This is a genomic window from Ruegeria sp. AK4 (assembly GCF_056541025.1).
In genome coordinates this window covers 1-16,275 of record NZ_JBQFXS010000019.1, presented here as the reverse complement: position 1 = coordinate 16,275, position 16,275 = coordinate 1, and the positions used below count along the sequence as shown (strand labels likewise).

General features: G+C 62.2%; 17 protein-coding genes and 1 riboswitch. Of the genes, 11 read left to right on the top strand and 6 right to left on the bottom strand.

Going from position 1 to position 16,275, the window contains the following annotated elements; genetic code table 11:
* The first annotated feature begins 119 nt into the window (after nucleotides 1-119).
* Nucleotides 120-1,148, top strand: a complete 1,029-nt coding sequence (gene rsgA, locus ACR0EZ_RS21230; protein ID WP_480616699.1) for a ribosome small subunit-dependent GTPase A — start codon at nucleotides 120-122, stop codon at nucleotides 1,146-1,148.
* 32 nt (nucleotides 1,149-1,180) lie between these two features.
* Here rsgA and ACR0EZ_RS21225 read toward each other — a convergent pair whose 3' ends face one another.
* Complete coding sequence (locus ACR0EZ_RS21225) at nucleotides 1,181-2,074, bottom strand: alpha/beta hydrolase family protein (RefSeq protein WP_480616697.1); 894 nt, start codon at nucleotides 2,072-2,074, stop codon at nucleotides 1,181-1,183.
* A 123-nt stretch (nucleotides 2,075-2,197) separates the two neighbouring features.
* Nucleotides 2,198-2,417, top strand: a riboswitch (cobalamin riboswitch).
* 89 nt (nucleotides 2,418-2,506) lie between these two features.
* Here ACR0EZ_RS21225 and ACR0EZ_RS21220 point away from each other — a divergent pair.
* Nucleotides 2,507-2,914, top strand: a complete 408-nt coding sequence (locus ACR0EZ_RS21220) for a hypothetical protein (RefSeq protein WP_480616696.1) — start codon at nucleotides 2,507-2,509, stop codon at nucleotides 2,912-2,914.
* A gap of 1 nt (nucleotide 2,915) precedes the next feature.
* Here the strand turns inward: ACR0EZ_RS21220 and ACR0EZ_RS21215 are convergent, their stop codons facing one another.
* The gene (locus tag ACR0EZ_RS21215) at nucleotides 2,916-3,419 is read right to left on the bottom strand and encodes a protein-tyrosine phosphatase family protein (protein WP_480616694.1); all 504 of its coding nucleotides are present in this window, start codon (nucleotides 3,417-3,419) and stop codon (nucleotides 2,916-2,918) included.
* Nucleotides 3,420-3,589: 170 nt separating this feature from the next.
* Here ACR0EZ_RS21215 and ACR0EZ_RS21210 point away from each other — a divergent pair, with 170 nt between their 5' ends.
* From ACR0EZ_RS21210 to recR, 3 genes are all read left to right on the top strand, one after another.
* Nucleotides 3,590-5,350: a DNA polymerase III subunit gamma/tau gene (locus ACR0EZ_RS21210; RefSeq protein WP_480616692.1), complete on the top strand. Its 1,761-nt coding sequence runs from the start codon at nucleotides 3,590-3,592 to the stop codon at nucleotides 5,348-5,350.
* Nucleotides 5,351-5,734: 384 nt separating this feature from the next.
* Nucleotides 5,735-6,079, top strand: a complete 345-nt coding sequence (locus tag ACR0EZ_RS21205; RefSeq protein ID WP_480616691.1) for a YbaB/EbfC family nucleoid-associated protein — start codon at nucleotides 5,735-5,737, stop codon at nucleotides 6,077-6,079.
* Between the two features lie 61 nt (nucleotides 6,080-6,140).
* Nucleotides 6,141-6,734, top strand: coding sequence for a recombination mediator RecR (gene recR, locus ACR0EZ_RS21200; RefSeq protein WP_480616690.1), 594 nt, complete (start codon nucleotides 6,141-6,143; stop codon nucleotides 6,732-6,734).
* On the opposite strand, the gene ACR0EZ_RS21195 is transcribed toward recR, so the two are convergent.
* On the bottom strand, nucleotides 6,731-7,582 hold the full coding sequence (locus tag ACR0EZ_RS21195) for a class I SAM-dependent methyltransferase (protein ID WP_480616688.1): 852 nt from the start codon (nucleotides 7,580-7,582) through the stop codon (nucleotides 6,731-6,733). The genes recR and ACR0EZ_RS21195 overlap by 4 nt on opposite strands.
* 158 nt (nucleotides 7,583-7,740) lie before the next feature.
* Here ACR0EZ_RS21195 and ACR0EZ_RS21190 point away from each other — a divergent pair, with 158 nt between their 5' ends.
* A complete protein-coding gene (locus tag ACR0EZ_RS21190) occupies nucleotides 7,741-8,229 on the top strand; it encodes a hypothetical protein (RefSeq protein WP_480616687.1) in 489 nt (162 codons plus the stop codon).
* Here ACR0EZ_RS21190 and ACR0EZ_RS21185 read toward each other — a convergent pair.
* Entirely contained in the window at nucleotides 8,226-8,855 is a 630-nt protein-coding gene (locus ACR0EZ_RS21185) for a ribonuclease T2 family protein (RefSeq protein WP_480616686.1), read from the bottom strand. The genes ACR0EZ_RS21190 and ACR0EZ_RS21185 overlap by 4 nt on opposite strands.
* A 130-nt stretch (nucleotides 8,856-8,985) precedes the next feature.
* On the opposite strand from ACR0EZ_RS21185, the gene ACR0EZ_RS21180 reads away from it, so the two are divergent.
* Together ACR0EZ_RS21180 and ACR0EZ_RS21175 are read left to right on the top strand one after the other, a co-directional pair.
* On the top strand, nucleotides 8,986-9,747 hold the full coding sequence (locus tag ACR0EZ_RS21180; protein WP_480616685.1) for a DUF1013 domain-containing protein: 762 nt from the start codon (nucleotides 8,986-8,988) through the stop codon (nucleotides 9,745-9,747).
* Nucleotides 9,748-9,799: 52 nt separating this feature from the next.
* Nucleotides 9,800-10,189, top strand: a complete 390-nt coding sequence (locus tag ACR0EZ_RS21175) for a hypothetical protein (RefSeq protein ID WP_480616684.1) — start codon at nucleotides 9,800-9,802, stop codon at nucleotides 10,187-10,189.
* 57 nt (nucleotides 10,190-10,246) lie between these two features.
* Here the strand turns inward: ACR0EZ_RS21175 and ACR0EZ_RS21170 are convergent, their stop codons facing one another.
* Both ACR0EZ_RS21170 and ACR0EZ_RS21165 read right to left on the bottom strand, forming a co-directional pair.
* A complete protein-coding gene (locus ACR0EZ_RS21170; RefSeq protein WP_480616683.1) occupies nucleotides 10,247-11,278 on the bottom strand; it encodes a permease in 1,032 nt (343 codons plus the stop codon).
* A complete protein-coding gene (locus ACR0EZ_RS21165) occupies nucleotides 11,271-11,579 on the bottom strand; it encodes an ArsR/SmtB family transcription factor (RefSeq protein WP_480616682.1) in 309 nt (102 codons plus the stop codon). Before ACR0EZ_RS21165 ends, ACR0EZ_RS21170 begins: the two co-directional genes overlap by 8 nt.
* 136 nt (nucleotides 11,580-11,715) lie before the next feature.
* On the opposite strand from ACR0EZ_RS21165, the gene pdxR reads away from it, so the two are divergent.
* The 3 genes from pdxR (at nucleotide 11,716) to pta (ending at nucleotide 16,092) form a co-directional block, all read left to right on the top strand.
* Nucleotides 11,716-13,176, top strand: a complete 1,461-nt coding sequence (pdxR, locus tag ACR0EZ_RS21160) for a MocR-like pyridoxine biosynthesis transcription factor PdxR (protein ID WP_480616681.1) — start codon at nucleotides 11,716-11,718, stop codon at nucleotides 13,174-13,176.
* A gap of 125 nt (nucleotides 13,177-13,301) precedes the next feature.
* The gene (xsc, locus tag ACR0EZ_RS21155; protein WP_480616680.1) at nucleotides 13,302-15,080 is read left to right on the top strand and encodes a sulfoacetaldehyde acetyltransferase; all 1,779 of its coding nucleotides are present in this window, start codon (nucleotides 13,302-13,304) and stop codon (nucleotides 15,078-15,080) included.
* Between the two features lie 4 nt (nucleotides 15,081-15,084).
* Entirely contained in the window at nucleotides 15,085-16,092 is a 1,008-nt protein-coding gene (gene pta / locus ACR0EZ_RS21150; protein ID WP_480616678.1) for a phosphate acetyltransferase, read from the top strand.
* Nucleotides 16,093-16,275 lie beyond the last annotated feature (183 nt).

Sequence of the window (16,275 nt, the reverse complement as noted above, 5' to 3'; positions counted from 1 at the left end):
GCAAAGACCCTTCGGGCAGAGCGGTTCTGAACCCTATCCACGCGACTGCCTGAACCCATGACCGACGGATGCGCGCCCGCCATCTGTGGGTTTTGCTGTATCTGAACTCAGGCAGACCAATGACTCTTACCCTTACGGACCTTGGATGGTCCTCTTACTTTGCCGCGCAGCACGCGGCCAATCCATCGTGCAATCCCTATCGCATCACCGCCGTGCACCGCGACCGGCTGATCGGAGTGAACGCGGATGGCGAAACGCCCCTGCTCTCCCCGGACCGGCCCACCGGCGAATTTGCCGTTGGTGACTGGGTGCTTAGCGACGACCACAACCGCGTCCGGCACCTGCTGGACCGGCGCAGCACCCTGCAACGCCGCGCCGCAGGCACTGGGGCCGAGGCGCAGCTGATCGCCGCCAATGTCGATGTGCTGTTCATCGTCAGTTCCTGCAATGCCGATTTCAATCCGCCCCGGCTGGAGCGGTATCTGGCACTGGCCCATCAATCCGGCTGTTACCCGGTTGTGGTTCTGACCAAGGCAGACACCTGTGCAGATCCTTCCGACTATGCCGCCCGGGCGCAGGCGCTGGCACCGTTCCTGACGGTTCTTGCGGTGAACGCGTTGAAGGCTGACGATATCCAGCAGGTGCTGTCGTGGTGCCCTTCGGGGCAGACAGCCGCGCTGGTCGGGTCGTCCGGCGTGGGCAAAACGACGCTGGCGAACGGGATGACCGGGCGGCAGGACGGAACCGCCGGCATTCGTGAAGATGACGCACGCGGGCGGCACACCACGACGTCGCGCGCGCTACACCGGATGCAAAACGGCGGCTGGCTGATCGACACGCCGGGCATGCGCGCCCTGCGGCTGCTGGACGCGCAGGATGGTGTGGACGAGGTGTTCTCGGACATCCTCGAACTCGCCAACATGTGCCGGTTTTCGGACTGCCAGCACGAGGCTGAACCCGGTTGCGCCGTGCAGGCGGCCATCGGGGACGGTACGCTGGATGCCGACCGGCTGGAGCGGTGGCGGAAGCTGCGGCGCGAGGATCAGAGGAATTCTGAAACCGTGGCGCAGTCCCGGGCGCGCGACAAGGCGTTCGGCAAGATGGTGCGGTCCGTGATGCAGGACAAGAAGTCCCGCAAGGGTCTGTGACGGCAGGGGCACCGGATCACCGGTGCCCTTTCTCAGCCAATCAGACGCGGCCAGACGGCAGCGTTGCGGCGCGCAAAAACGCCGATATGGCCGATATCGCTTACGCCGAAGTCTTTTGGCGACAGCAGGTGCCGTTTTGCCCCGGACCCGTACAGATCGGCCAGCCGCCAGACGGCTTCGGGCGGGACCATCTGATCGTCTTCAAAGGTGAACAGGTCCACAGGCACGCCTGACCCGGACCATTTGGCCTCTGGCAGGCTCGTGCCAATGTCGGGCACGTAGTTGAGCGGCGCCGTGCACCATCTGCGCCACTGCCAATAGACAGGCGCAGGCAAATCCGAGCCAAACCCCAGCGCCTTGCCCGGCAGGTAACCCATCGCGTGAACCGTCAGCGGCGCGTGGCCGTACCAGAACAGCCCTGCCAGCGCCCGATACGGCCAGGGATGATCCGACAGCGTGACCAGCCCCGAACACACGCAGATCATGCGATCGATCCGGTCGATATCGGGCTGCACCGGTCCCAGCATCGCCCCGACCGAATGGCCGATGGTCCAGTGCTGCGCGTCAGGGAAGCGGCGGCGCATCTCGGCGCGGGCGGCGGGCATGTCGATCAGGGCCCAATCCGCCATCGTGGCCTTTGAGTGCTTCAACGGCCCCGACGCGGACGACCCGAAATCGCGATAATCATAGGTCAGGCAGGCCATGCCCCGGTCCGATGCCAGCCAATGGGCAAAATGCCGGTAGTACTCGCGCGGAACGCCGGTGGCGCTGTTCAGCACAACTACAGTTTCGGGATCGGAAACCGGGCGGTACAGCCGCGCCGACAGCATCGCCGGGCCGGACGGAAACTGGAAGTCTTCTGTCAAAACCGTTTGCTGCGCGTCCAACATGGCACCCTCGGAATCAATCTGAACTATTCGGTTCATTTCTTGATCAGGCGCTGAACGGCACGGCCAAGTCAACAGCGAAGCCACATGACCAAACGTCCACTTCGGGCCGAGGGCGCAAAATGCGGATCAAGATCAGCTTGACTCGGGGCCCGGCCAACCGCTAGCGATTGTGTGATGGTTTCCGGCCCCCACAAGGGGTCGGGATGAAAAGGGAACTCGGTGCGGTTCTGCCCGGCGATGCCGGAACGAACCAAGGCCGCGACTGCCCCCGCAACTGTAAGCGGTGAGCACTGCCGGAACACCACTGGCCGAAAGGCTGGGAAGGTCGGCAACGCTTTGACCCGCAAGTCAGGAGACCTGCCATCAGAACTGAAACCGAAACTCGGGCGGGGTGTCCGGGCAGGTCCTGACAGCTTCGCGCAGTCCTACCTGATCCACATCCCCCGTCCGCCGCGCGGAGGGCGCAGGATGATCTGGAAGACAAAGACGCATGAATTCACCGCAACCGTGTGCCAGCGGACCGGCAAAACCTGCCCGGCGCTGGCCCGGATGGCGCGTGCGCTGACACAGGCGGTGGCAGAAGCCGGACCCGCCACCACGGCTGAGTTCGAAATCGAAGGCAGCAGCGAGCTGAGGTTTTGCCCCGGCGGCTGCACCGCCCGGTTCCGCGCTCGTCCGGATCAGATCCGGGTGTTTTGCGGCAAGGGCGCCGAGGATGATCTGGACAGGCTGGACCGCTACGCCGACATGATTTTTGGCACAGGCTTCAGCCCATTGCCCGCGGGTGTAGTCGCCAGCCCACCCTGCGCAATGCTTGACGCAACAGCGATCACCCCGCCCGAAAGGCGGGCTGAACCGCATCGGGTTTCAGCCTGAGTCAAGCGTCACTCACCACCTGTGCCGTCCCGACGGCCCAGGCCATCTGCCCCTCGGTCTCGACCGCGCAGGGCCGGATGGCCCGCAACCGCGCCAGCGCCTTTTGCGGGGGCTCTCCGCATTCGACCATCAGCCGCAGGACAACCATGCCCGACCGGCCGCAGCCGCCCCGGCAATGGACCAGCACCCGCCCGCCGCCGGACAGCGCATGCCGCACCGTCGCGCTGACCGAGGGCCACGCGTCAAGCACCGCCTGCGGTGGTGCGCCGAAATCCTCGACCGGCAGATGCACCCAACGGCTGGCGCGGCCCTGAATATCGCTGCCGAAATCCTGCGCGCCGTGCTGCAACATCTCGACCGCGGTGGTCATCGAAATCACCAGCCCCGGCTTCCAGTCCGAAATCAGTTCCAGATCACCGGAATAGTCCCCGCTGCAGCCCGGAATCGGCGTCAGGGCCAGCGTACCGCCCCCAACTTGCAGCGCGTAGATCGCCATCTGAGACATAAACCAAGTCCCCTCATGAAATAATCGCCAAAAATACAGTCTCTGGAATAGGCCGAACCAGTTTACGCAAGGACCCGCGTTTTCCAAAACAAAAATCCTGACGACGCGCTGTGGACGCGGGCGGCGGCGACCTCTACGCTGCGGCAGAACTCGAATCCGCGAAAGCAGACATGACCGACACGCCCAGCCCCGCCTATCAGGTTCTCGCCCGCAAATACCGCCCGGAAACTTTCGCCGATCTTGTGGGACAGGACGCGATGGTGCGCACGCTGAAAAACGCGTTCGAGGCGGACCGCATCGCGCAAGCCTTTGTCATGACAGGCATTCGCGGCACCGGCAAGACCACCACGGCGCGCATCATCGCCAAAGGGATGAACTGCATCGGGCCGGATGGTCAGGGCGGCCCCACGACTGAACCTTGCGGCCAGTGCGAACATTGCGTGGCGATCATGGAAGGCCGCCATGTCGACGTGATGGAGATGGACGCCGCCAGCCGCACCGGCGTCAACGATATTCGCGAGATCATCGACAGCGTCCGCTACCGCGCAGCCTCGGCCCGCTACAAGATTTACATCATCGATGAGGTTCACATGCTCTCGACCAGCGCCTTCAACGCGCTGCTCAAAACGCTCGAGGAACCGCCCGAACATGTGAAGTTCATCTTCGCCACCACCGAGATCCGCAAGGTCCCGGTCACGGTGCTGTCGCGCTGCCAGCGTTTTGATCTGCGCCGGATCGAACCGGAAGACATGATCGACCTGCTGCGCAAGATCGCCGATGCCGAAGGGGCCCAGATCGCCGAGGATGCGCTGGCGCTGATCACCCGCGCCGCCGAAGGGTCGGCCCGCGATGCGACCTCGCTGCTGGATCAGGCCATATCCCATGGCGCGGGCGAGACCAGCGCCGATCAGGTGCGCGCCATGCTGGGTCTGGCGGATCGGGGCCGGGTGTTGGACCTGATCGACATGATCCTGCGCGGCGACGCCGCCGGTGCGCTCACCGAGCTGAGCGCCCAATACGCCGAAGGCGCCGACCCGCTGGCCGTGCTGCGCGATCTGGCCGAGATCACCCATTGGGTCTCGGTGGTGAAAATCACCCCCGACGCCGCCGAAGACCCGACGGTCTCGCCCGACGAACGTGCCCGTGGTCAGCAGATGGCCGAGGCCCTGCCCATGCGCGTCCTGACCCGCATGTGGCAGATGCTGCTGAAGGCGCTGGATGAGGTCGCAGCCGCCCCCAACGCCATGATGGCCGCCGAAATGGCGGTGATCCGCCTGACCCATGTGGCCGACCTGCCCAGCCCGGAAGAGCTGATCAAACGCCTGCAGGACGCCCCGCCGCCCCCGCCCGGTGGCCCCGGCGGCGGCGTTCCCCTGCCCGGCAATGGCGCACCGCCGGTTCAGGCCAGCGCCGTATCTTCAACCTACGCCCCCGCCCCGCGCGGATCGGGCGGCGCGCCGGTGGCTGCACTGGCGCAGGATACGCAGGCCGCCCTCGCCCGCTATCCGACCTTCGAACATGTAGTCGAACTGATCCGCGCCAACCGGGACGTGAAATTGCTGGTCGAGGTCGAGACCGGCCTGCGTCTGGTTTCCTACCAGCCGGGCCGGATCGAATTCACCCCCGCATCGCAGGCCCCGACGGATCTGGCCCCCCGGCTTGGCTCTGCCCTGCAACGCTGGACCGGCAACCGCTGGGCCGTCTCCATCGTGTCCGAAGGCAACGCGCCGACCATCGCCGAGGTGCGGGACAAGGCGGAACTTGCCCTGAAAGCCGAGGCCGAACAACACCCGCTGGTGCAGGCCGTTCTGGCGCAATTCCCCAAGGCGAAGATCACAAAGATCGAAACCCCCGAAGAACTTGCCGCCAAGGTCGAAACCGAAGCCCTGCCCGAGGTCGAAGACGAATGGGATCCGTTCGAGGAGGATTGATCCTTTTGCTTTTCGCCACAAGCGCGGTGGCGGAAGTCTGCGATAAGGAAAGGCCGCTATGGAACTCTGCCTCTGGCCCGGCATCTATGCTTGACGAGTTCTTAGCACTGACCTTCAATCCGATCGTACTCGTTTTAATAGGCGTTACTGCGCTCGCAATCCTATCAAAACGAAGAGCACTCAAATGGGTGATCGCTTTCGTTTGGGTAGCACTCGCCCTCATGATTACCGTAGATTATTACGGCCCAATTCTTGACGATATCCGGTGGGAAGCGATGCAGGAGGGCTGTATTGGATCTCCCCTCTTGTTCCTCGCTCTTGCAATTGCGATATGTGCGAAACTCATACACGGCGCGTTGCGCCCCCGCATATAGGAGAATACCGATGCTCAAAGGACTAGGCGGTCTGGGCGATATGGCCAAGATGATGAAATCCGCGCAGGACCTGCAGACCAAAATGACCGAAATGCAGGAGGAGCTGAACAACCTGATGGTTGTCGGCGAATCCGGTGCGGGCCTTGTCAAAGCCACCGCCACCGCCAAAGGCGAGCTCAAAGGCCTGGACATCGACCCGTCGATTTTCAACGGCGACGACAAGGAAGTGGTCGAAGACCTGATCCTCGCCGCCATCAAGGACGCCCAGACCAAGGCGGCCGACCGCGCGCAGGCGGAAATGGCCAAGCTGACCGAAAGCATGGGCCTGCCTGCAGATATCAAACTGCCGTTCTGATCTTCATCTTTTCAAAAATACTCCCGCCGGAGGCTCCCTCCGGCGCCAGACAGGACAGGCCGTGAGTTCCAACAGCGACATCGACAATCTGATCGACCTGATGGCCAAACTGCCCGGCCTCGGCCCCCGCTCGGCCCGCCGGGCGGTGTTGCACCTGATCCGCAAACGCGCCCTGCTGCTGACACCTCTGTCTGATGCCATGCAGCAGGTCGCCATCACCGCCCGCGAATGCCTGAACTGCGGCAATGTGGGCACCACCGATATCTGTGACATCTGCGACGCCGAGGCCCGCGCGACCGGAGAGCTCTGCGTGGTCGAGGACGTCGCCGACCTCTGGGCGATGGAACGGGCGGGCGTGTTCAAAGGCCGCTACCACGTGCTGGGCGGCACGCTGTCAGCATTGGACGGCGTCGGCCCGGACGAGTTGCGCATCCCCCGTTTGAAGGACCGGGTGCTGGCCGAAGGGATCACCGAGGTCATCCTTGCGCTCAACGCCACCGTCGATGGCCAGACCACCGCTCATTACATCGCCGATCAGTTGGACGGGCAGGTCCGCCTGACCTCACTGGCACAGGGCGTGCCGATTGGGGGGGAACTGGATTATCTGGATGACGGGACGATTACGGCGGCGCTCAGGGCGCGGAAGGAACTTTAGCCGGTATTCACCGCCTCGAAAAAATTCAGTTTTGCGGGAATTCTCACACCCTCAGGTTTTTCAAATCTTCTGAAGCCTTTCAAAACCGCCTCTTGGATCGCTTCGACATCCGCTGCCGTTCCATTGTATTTCTTAAGAATACGAGCCGCTGGCCCTATATTGGCTGCCAGGTCGGAAACTTTTTTGAGCGGGCCTGAATGCTCGAAAGTAATCTCAGCGACATCGCCGGCTACGTCACTGAACCCCGCATCCTGCAACACATCGACAACATAGCTGATGTCCTGAAAGCCAAGCGGACCCGGCGCATTGGGTTCCTCGGGATCAGGTGGCCCCAAGTGCGACATCGCCGCCTGGAAAGGAATCTCGAACCACGGGTTTTCTGAATTCATTGGTGCCCACGCCGCAACAACCAGCCGTCCCTTTTGGCACATATGCCGACGTATGTTTGCGAAAGCGGCGACCGGGTTGGAAAAAAACATGACCCCGAACCGAGAAATCACGAGATCGAAGGGTGCAGTGGGTATCGCGTCGTTTTGCGCGTCCAGCAGGCAGTATCTGGACTTAATGGACATTTCGTTGGCGCGGGACTTGGCATGCTTCAGCAGCGGTTCAGAGATGTCCAATGCCGTTACAGTCCCCGCCGGGGCCAAATGCCCCGCAAATGCGACGCTCGCCGCACCAGTTCCGCAACCAATGTCGAGCAACCGCTCACCCGGACGTGGACGCGCCCGTCGAATGAGTTCGTTGGTTACGGACCCAAAGACAGCATCTAAATCCTCTTCAAATCTGATCCACTTGAGGCCGGGTGCCGAACTCCAGTATTCCGCCTGTTCTGAATTGGCCGTCATTGCAAATCTCACGTTCTGCGACAAAGGTCATTCTATCACAACTGCGGCAACAGTTCTTTCGACAGACAAGACCCATGGGCGTCAGAGTATTCCTTTTGCCCGGAACGGCTTTGAGGTTAGGTAGGGACAACAGAACGCCAATTGCAACGGGACTCATAATGAAACGTTTCCTCGCCCTCACCCTCGCCGCCTTCACCGCCACCTCTGCCCTGTCTCAACAACTCATCGATAAGGGTTTCGTCGAAGGCTGGAACATCATGATGGACCCTGCCCTTGGCAACGGGTGCCTGATCCAGACGGTGTATCAGGACCTGTCGGTGGTGCGGTTGGGCTATGATGCGTTGGACAATCGCGGGTATTTCGCGGTTTACAACAAGGCCTGGGGGCAGATCGAGCAGGGCAAGAGCTATCCGATCCGGTTCGAGCTGGACGGCAAGAGCTTTGACGCCACCGCCATCGGGTTCAATGAACGCGACGTGCCGGGGGCAACGGTATTCTTCACCGACCGCAATTTCGTCAATGCGATTGCGCAGAACAAGACCCTGACCGTTTACAACCCCGCAGGTGAAACCGTCATGGCGATTGATCTGAAAGGCACGGCCAAGGCGTTGGAATACGCGCGGGAATGCCAAAGCGGTGAGCTTTAGCGAATCGGATCGAACAGCGCATCCGTCGCGGTGCAGTCGCGGATCACATCCCGGCCACACGGCACCGGATCAAGGGCGCGGGACAGGCACAGGCGGACCTCTTCGATATAGCCCTGTTTGCAGGTGATGGTGATCATGTCGGGCTCGAGCGTCGGGTTGGCTTTCAAAAACGCCTCTTCCACCACCGAGGCGGGCAGTTTGACCGACCTGTCCAGCTTGCGGAACACAGGCGGGCGCTGGACGCCCTCATACGCTTGCCGGGACAAGGCAAAATAGTCGGGCGCGCTGAGGCCCGAGCAGGTTCCGTGCTTCTTCCACTGATGCCACGCAAGGCCGGAAGACCCCTGAATATCCTCCATTTCGCGGGTCATGGCCCGCGATGGTGGGGCATTCGGCGTGGGACAATAGGATGGCCAGCCCTGATGATATTGCGGCCAGAGCCCGTGCAGGACCCAGCCGTGGTCATGGCGCGCATCGCACTGGTCCGACCCGCGCGCATCGCCTTCGCGCGCGCACCAGTTGGGCGACCAGCTCAGCGACAGGACGTAATAGTCGAACGCACCCGCCTTTTCGCCCTCGGCCAGCGCCGCCACAGCGCTTGCAATCCACAAAATCACCCAGCGCATTCGCCTCTTCCCTTCTTACCCTGACGCGACTATATAAGCCCCAAGTTCCCCGACAACGGAAACCTGCCCCAATACCTCGGGGCCGCCGAATTCCGGCGACGGGACAGATGTATTTATAGGAGACGGGCTGATGGCAAAACCCCTGATGGCCAAGGCAACCGCCGTATGGCTGGTGGACAACACCACGATCAGCTTCAAGCAGATCGCAGATTTCGTAGGCATGCACGAGCTCGAGGTGCAGGGCATCGCCGATGGCGACGTGGCCGCTGGTGTCAAAGGGTTCGACCCGCTTGCCAATAACCAACTGACGCAGGAAGAGATCGACGCGGCCCAGAACAACCCGCTGCACAAGCTGAAGCTCAAGTTCAACCCGTCGGCCGCTGGCGAAGAAAAACGCCGTGGCCCGCGCTACACGCCGCTGTCCAAGCGTCAGGACCGTCCGAATTCGATCCTGTGGCTGGTCAAATTCCACCCCGAACTGAGCGACGGCCAGATCGCCAAGCTGGTGGGCACCACCAAGCCGACCATCCAGTCGATCCGTGAACGCACCCACTGGAACATCTCGAACATGCAGCCCATCGATCCGGTGGCGCTGGGCCTGTGCAAACAGTCGGAACTGGATGCCGTGGTTCAGAAGGCCGCCGCGAAGAAAGCCGCCGAGGGCGGTGTCATGAGCGATGATGAGCGCCGCAAGCTGGTCTCGACCGAGCAATCGCTGGAAATGGACGCCGCGCCCAAGATCCCGACGGCCATCGAAGGGCTGGAAACCTTCTCGCTGTCCGACGATTCCGAGGACGAGAAAGAAGACGAGCCGATGGTCGACGCGGACAGCTTCTTCAACCTGCCCAAAGGCGGCGGCGAGGAAGAAGACGAAGAGACCCCGCGTTTCTGATGCTCTGATGGCCCCGGCCTGAACGGTCCGGGGCTTTTCCAACGGGAAACCCATGCTGAACGTTCTGTCCGCCGTTTTTGGCCCGCACCGCGCCGTTTCGATCTATGCCTTTCTGAAAACCTGGGGGCTGGGTCTGGCCGGGGGCGTTGTCATGATCGTCATTGTCACGTCCCTGTTTGTGCTGGGCGATGATGGCAAGCACGAGCATCATTCCTTCATGACCGTCCCGGTCCTGTCGGCCACCGCAATCAACGGAGACCTGAAAAACGGCGTCATCGCTTCGGTCCGGTTGCCGGATGGCTCTGCCGCCTCGATCACCTCGACCGAGGCACCGGTGTCCCAGACCGTCGGCACCAGCGCCTGCGTGGAAAAGCGCGTCTACGTGGAAAGCGGCGAGGCGCGGTACCGGTTCAAGCTTCCGCGTTTCTGCGAGGCGGGGTGAGTCTACGAATGTCCAGGAAAAACCGCCCGGCGACTGTGCCGGGCGGTTTTTTTGTTTTCAGATCATCTGGAACAGGATGCCGGTGACGATTGCGCCGCTGACCCCAAGGACCAGATAAGTTGCAAACACGCGCGGCTTGACCAGGGACCAGACCGCCGCCATGGCCGGTATCGAACTGACCGCCCCGGCGACCATGAAGGCCATTGCGGCACCAGCGCTCATGCCCTGCTCCATCAACCCGGCCAGCAGCGGCGGCGCGACGTAGGAGTTCAGGTAGGCCGGCATTCCGACCAGAGCAGCGGTGACGATGGGCAACACGCCTTCGCCTCCGACAACGCGGGCGATCAGGTCGGCGGGCACATAGCTGACCAGCAACGCTTCGAGCACATAGGCAAAGGCCAGCCATTTCAGCAGGAACAGGCCGTTATGGATGAATTCGGACCGGAACCGCTGAATGCGCTCGGGCTCCTGCCAAAACTTCCAAACCGGTTTGTCGTCCTGCTTCGGACCGCAGCCGCAGCATCCGGCGGGCTTGTACACGCGCAAGGGCTGCGCAAAGGCCCCCTGTTTCATCAGCAGGCGTATGGCAAAGCCTCCGAACAGGCCCAGCGCGACAGCGGCGACGGCTTTGCCGATTGCAAAGGGCCAGCCCAACGCGCCTGCGGTGATCAGCAGGGTCGGCGGGTCGATCAGCGGTGAACTCAGCCAAAACGCCATGACGGCAGATAGCGGAGCGCCCAGCGCCAGCAGCCCGGCGATAAAGGGAATGACTTCGCAGGAACAGAACGGGGCCAGGCCGCCGAACAGTGCTGCCAGAAAGATCATCCGCGTCTCGCGCCCTTCAAAGGCGCGCGCCACCATGACCTCGGCCCCGGTGGCCTTGAGGTAGGACAGCAACAGAACGGCAAACAGGATGTACTGGCCGGTATGCGCCAGCGCCTTGCCCGCAAATGTGACAACCTCAGCCCAGTTGCCCGGGTCCAGAATAGCCACCGCCGCAAGAATCACGACGATCAGCGCCCAGGGGGTCTTGACCAGATCGATCAGCGCCTTGGCTGAAGCCTTGGGGTTTTGCGTCAACTCAGCCATCGTTCGCGGCCTTTCCCACTTCGTCGGCGCAGCATTCGCTGAGGATGAACTCCGCCAGATTTCTAAGCTCGTCATAGCAGGCGCGGTTGATCGTGCTGCGCCCGGTTTTCTCTTGCTCGACAACGCCACCGGCCGCGAGGAACCGCAGGTGATGCGCCAGCGTGGATGGCGCGATGCCCGTCCGGTTTTGGATTTCTCCGACGGTCAGCCCGGCCTCACCCGCCCGGACCAGCGTTTTCAGAACTTTCAGCCGGGCCTCGGACCCCATGGCTGAAAACCCTGCTGCTGCTGTTTCCCACATCTGATTTCTCCATTAAACTAATTTTCTGGTTATTTAGTTTAATAGTTCGAATGCGTCAACGTGAATTTCGCGATTGACGGTAAATTTGTGTTAGGTCCAGATTGCCCGCGGCATAAGTCCAACCTATAAGACTGCTATGGGAATATCGGTCGATACGTTCTTTCTTGAACTTAACGGACAAGGCACGCTGCAGGCGCAGATCCAACAAATGATTGCCGAGGGCATTCTGTCGGGTCGGCTTCATGTGGGCGAAAAGCTGCCCTCGTCCCGCAAACTGGCGGCGCATCTGGGCGTCAGCCGGATCACCGTCACACTGGCCTATACCGAGTTGCTGGCCAATGACTACCTGACCGCAAAGGGCCGGTCGGGCTATTACGTGTCGCAGAACGCGCCGGTGCCGCCGAAATACACTCCGGTCCCGCGCGGGGACGAAACCGTGGATTGGGACAAGGCGCTGGCCCGTACATATTCGGGCGGGGACGTTCTGCCGAAACCCACCGACTGGCGCAGCTATCGCTACCCGTTCATCTACGGGCAGGTGGACCGTACTTTGTTTGATCACGCCAACTGGCGGCTTTGCGCGGTGCGGGCGCTGGGGCACAAGGATTTCGAGTCGCTGACCGCCGATTACGTGGATCAGGACGATCCGCTGCTGGTCGAGTTCATCGCCCGCCACACCCTGCCCCGCCGGGGCATCGCCGCGCGGCCCGAAGAGATTCTGATCACCATGGGGGCGCAGAACGCGCTTTGGCTGGCCTCGCGCATCCTGTTGAACAACGGACGAAGGGCTGCGATCGAAGACCCGTGTTACTACGCGCTGCGGGATCTTCTGAACCATTGGGTCTGCACGGTTGCGCCATTGAAGGTGGACCGGGACGGATTGCCGCCCGATGCGATTCCGGATGATGTGGACGTCATATTCACCACCCCCAGCCACCAAAGCCCGACAACCGCGACCATGCCGGTTGATCGGCGCAGCGCTCTGCTTGACCGGGCCCGCGATCTGGACGCGATGATCGTCGAAGACGACTATGAGTTCGAGATGGCCTTTCTGGGCGCGCCCTCGCCGGCACTGAAATCCATGGATCGCGATGGCCGTGTGATCTATGTGGGCAGTTTCTCGAAATCCCTGTTTCCGGGCTTGCGACTTGGCTACATGGTCGGGTCCGAGCGGTTCATTCGCGAGGCCCGCGCCTTGCGTTCGCTGGTCCTGCGCCATCCGCCCGGCCATATTCAGCGCACGGCTGCGTATTTCCTGTCTCTGGGCCATTACGACGCGCAGATCAGGCGCATGTCCAACACGCTGGCAGACCGGCGCCGGGCGCTGGATGCCGCCATCGATCAGCATGGCCTGACGGTCGCCGGACGGGGCGTTCTGGGCGGATCGTCGATCTGGATGGCCGCGCCCGCGCGCACCGACACCACAAAACTCGCACATGCGCTGCAACGGCAAAGCGTTCATATCGAGCCCGGAGAGCCCTTCTTTTCCGGCCCCGACAGGCCCAGGAACTTCTATCGCCTCGGCTATTCCTCGATCGCAACGGACCGGATCGAACCCGGAATCAAGCTGATCGCCGACGCCATTCGGGCCGGATAGCGCCGCTCTGGATATAATCCGCGTTGCGTTCTGGCCCTAACGCCGCCCCGTCCCATGGGCCACAACCGTATGCAACGGCGGGGCGGGGTGCCCGGCCTTTCCATATATGCGCGGAGAACACTCAGATGAAAATGACCACTGAAGAGGCTTTTGTTAAGGTTCTGCAATCGCACGGGATCGAACATGCGTTCGGAATCATCGGATCGGCGATGATGCCGATCTCGGATATCTTCGGACAAGCAGGCATCACTTTCTGGGACTGCGCGCACGAAGGCTCGGGCGGCATGATGGCCGACGGTTACACCCGCGCCACCGGCAAGATGTCGATGATGATCGCGCAGAACGGCCCCGGCATCACCAACTTTGTCACCGCCGTCAAAACCGCCTACTGGAACCACACGCCGCTGCTGCTGGTGACACCGCAGGCCGCCAACAAGACCATGGGTCAGGGCGGTTTCCAGGAAATGGAACAAATGCGCATGTTCGCGGACTGCGTCTGCTATCAGGAAGAAGTGCGCGATCCCTCGCGGATGGCCGAGGTTCTGAGCCGCGTGATCACCAAAGCCAAGCGCGCCTCGGCTCCGGCACAGATCAACGTCCCGCGTGACTTCTTCACTCAGGTTGTCGACATCGAAATTCCCGCCGTTGTCGAATTCGAACTGCCGTCTGGCGGTGCGTCGGCCGTGACTGAAGCCGCCGCGCTGCTGTCCGAAGCCAAAAACCCGGTCATCCTGAACGGCGCGGGCACGGTTCTTTCCGCGGGCGGCATCGAAGCCTCGAAAGCACTGGCCGAACGTTTGGATGCCCCGGTCTGCGTAGGCTACCAACACAACGACGCCTTCCCCGGCTCGCACCCGCTGTTCGCTGGCCCGCTGGGCTATAACGGCTCGAAAGCCGGCATGGAGCTGATCAGCCAGGCCGATGTGGTGCTTTGCCTTGGCACCCGCCTGAACCCGTTCTCGACCCTTCCCGGCTATGGTCTTGAGTACTGGCCGGCCAACGCGAAGATCATTCAGGTTGACATCAACCCCGACCGCATCGGCCTGACCAAGAAGGTCTCGGTCGGCATCGTGGGCGACGCAGCCACCGTTGCAACCAATATCCTGGCGCAACTGTCGGACACCGCAGGTGACGAAGGGCGCGACGCGCGCAAGGCGAAGATCGCCGAAACCAAATCGCGCTGGGCCCAGGAACTGACTTCGATGGACCACGAGCAGGACGATCCCGGCACCACCTGGAACGAGCGCGCCCGTGCCGCCAAACCGGACTGGATGAGCCCCCGCATGGCGTGGCGCGCGATCCAGTCGGCGCTGCCGAAAGAGGCGATCATCTCGTCCGATATCGGCAACAACTGTGCCATCGGCAACGCCTATCCGTCGTTCGAGGAAGGCCGCAAGTATCTGGCCCCCGGCCTGTTCGGCCCCTGCGGTTACGGTCTGCCTTCGGTAATCGGCGCCAAGATCGGTTGCCCGGATGTACCGGTCGTCGGCTTCTCGGGTGACGGTGCCTTTGGCATCGCCGTGACCGAGCTGACGGCCATCGGCCGCGACGAATGGCCCGCCGTGACCCAGATCGTCTTCCGCAACTACCAGTGGGGTGCGGAAAAGCGGAACTCGACCCTGTGGTTCGACGATAACTTTGTCGGCACCGAGCTGGACACCAAAGTGTCCTATGCCGGCATCGCGCAGGCATGCGGCCTGAAAGGCGTGATCGCCCGCACCATGGACGAACTGACCGCAGCGCTGAATCAGGCGATCGAGGATCAGAAGAACGGCATCACCACCCTGATTGAAGCCATGATCAATCAGGAACTGGGTGAGCCCTTCCGCCGCGATGCGATGAAGAAACCGGTCGAAGTTGCCGGGATCAGCGCCGCAGACATGACCCCGCAGGCAGGGGCCTAAGGGCTTGAAACCCCTGCGCGAAATACTCGGGGTTGCAACCAGCTCTGACAAGATCATCGCCCTGTCCGAGGGCGATGATCCGCGCATTGTAGAAGGGGCGGTGAAAGCTGTCCGGGAAGGTGTCGCCCGCATCATTCTTGTGGGCGATACGGCACGTGTCTCGGCCCTGCTGGATACCCATGACGGCTACGACCGGGACCGGATCGAGATTCACGACCCCAAGACCTCGGCCCACGCTCCGGCCTTGGCACAGGCCTTGTATGAGCTGCGCCGCCACAAGGGCATGACGCCCGAGGCCGCGCGCGAACAGGTGTCTAACCGGTTGGTTTATGCGGCACTGTTGGTGCAGCAAGGCCTTGCCGATGGCACGGTCGGCGGCGCGGTCGAGACCACCTCGGCCACGGTGCGTGCGGCGCTGCAGATCATCGGCACCGCGCCCGGCGCCGCGATGGTGTCCAGCTTCTTTCTGATGTTGTTCTGTCGCGACCATCACGAGGTTAAAGGCGCGCGCATCTTTGCCGATTGCGGTCTGGTCGTGGACCCGGATGCGCAGCAAATGGCGGAAATCGCGCGGGCTTCTGCCGCGTCCTACACCGCCCTCACCGGAGATCCGGCGCGGGTGGCGATGCTGTCCTTTTCCACATCGGGCAGTGCAGATCACCCCAGGGTGTCCAAGGTGGTCGAGGCCACGCGGATCGCCCGCGAAGCGGACCCGTCCCTGCTGATCGATGGTGAATTGCAGTTCGACGCGGCTTTCGTGCCCGAAGTGGCGGCAACAAAGGCAACGGATTCGCCCCTGAAGGGGGAAGCGAATGTCTTTGTCTTCCCCAATCTGGACGCAGGCAATCTGGGCTACAAGATCGCGCAGCGGATCGGCGGGGTCGAAGCCATCGGACCGGTGCTGCAGGGGCTGGCCAAACCGGCCAACGATTTGTCGCGCGGATGCTCGGCCGAAGATGTCCTGCACATGATTGCGGTGACGGCGGTGCAGGCGCAGCAGGCGGAAATGTAAAAAGAAGTCGGATAACCCAAGGTCGCTGACGTGCTCTGATCCGGGCGGAACGCGGCAAAGTTCAGACCAACAGCCAAAGAGACGATATGAATCAGCCAGTTATCGACACATCGCCAAAGGTCTCGGACGAGGTTCGCAAGACCACCTGCTACATGTGCGCCTGTCGGTGCGGCATCAACGTTC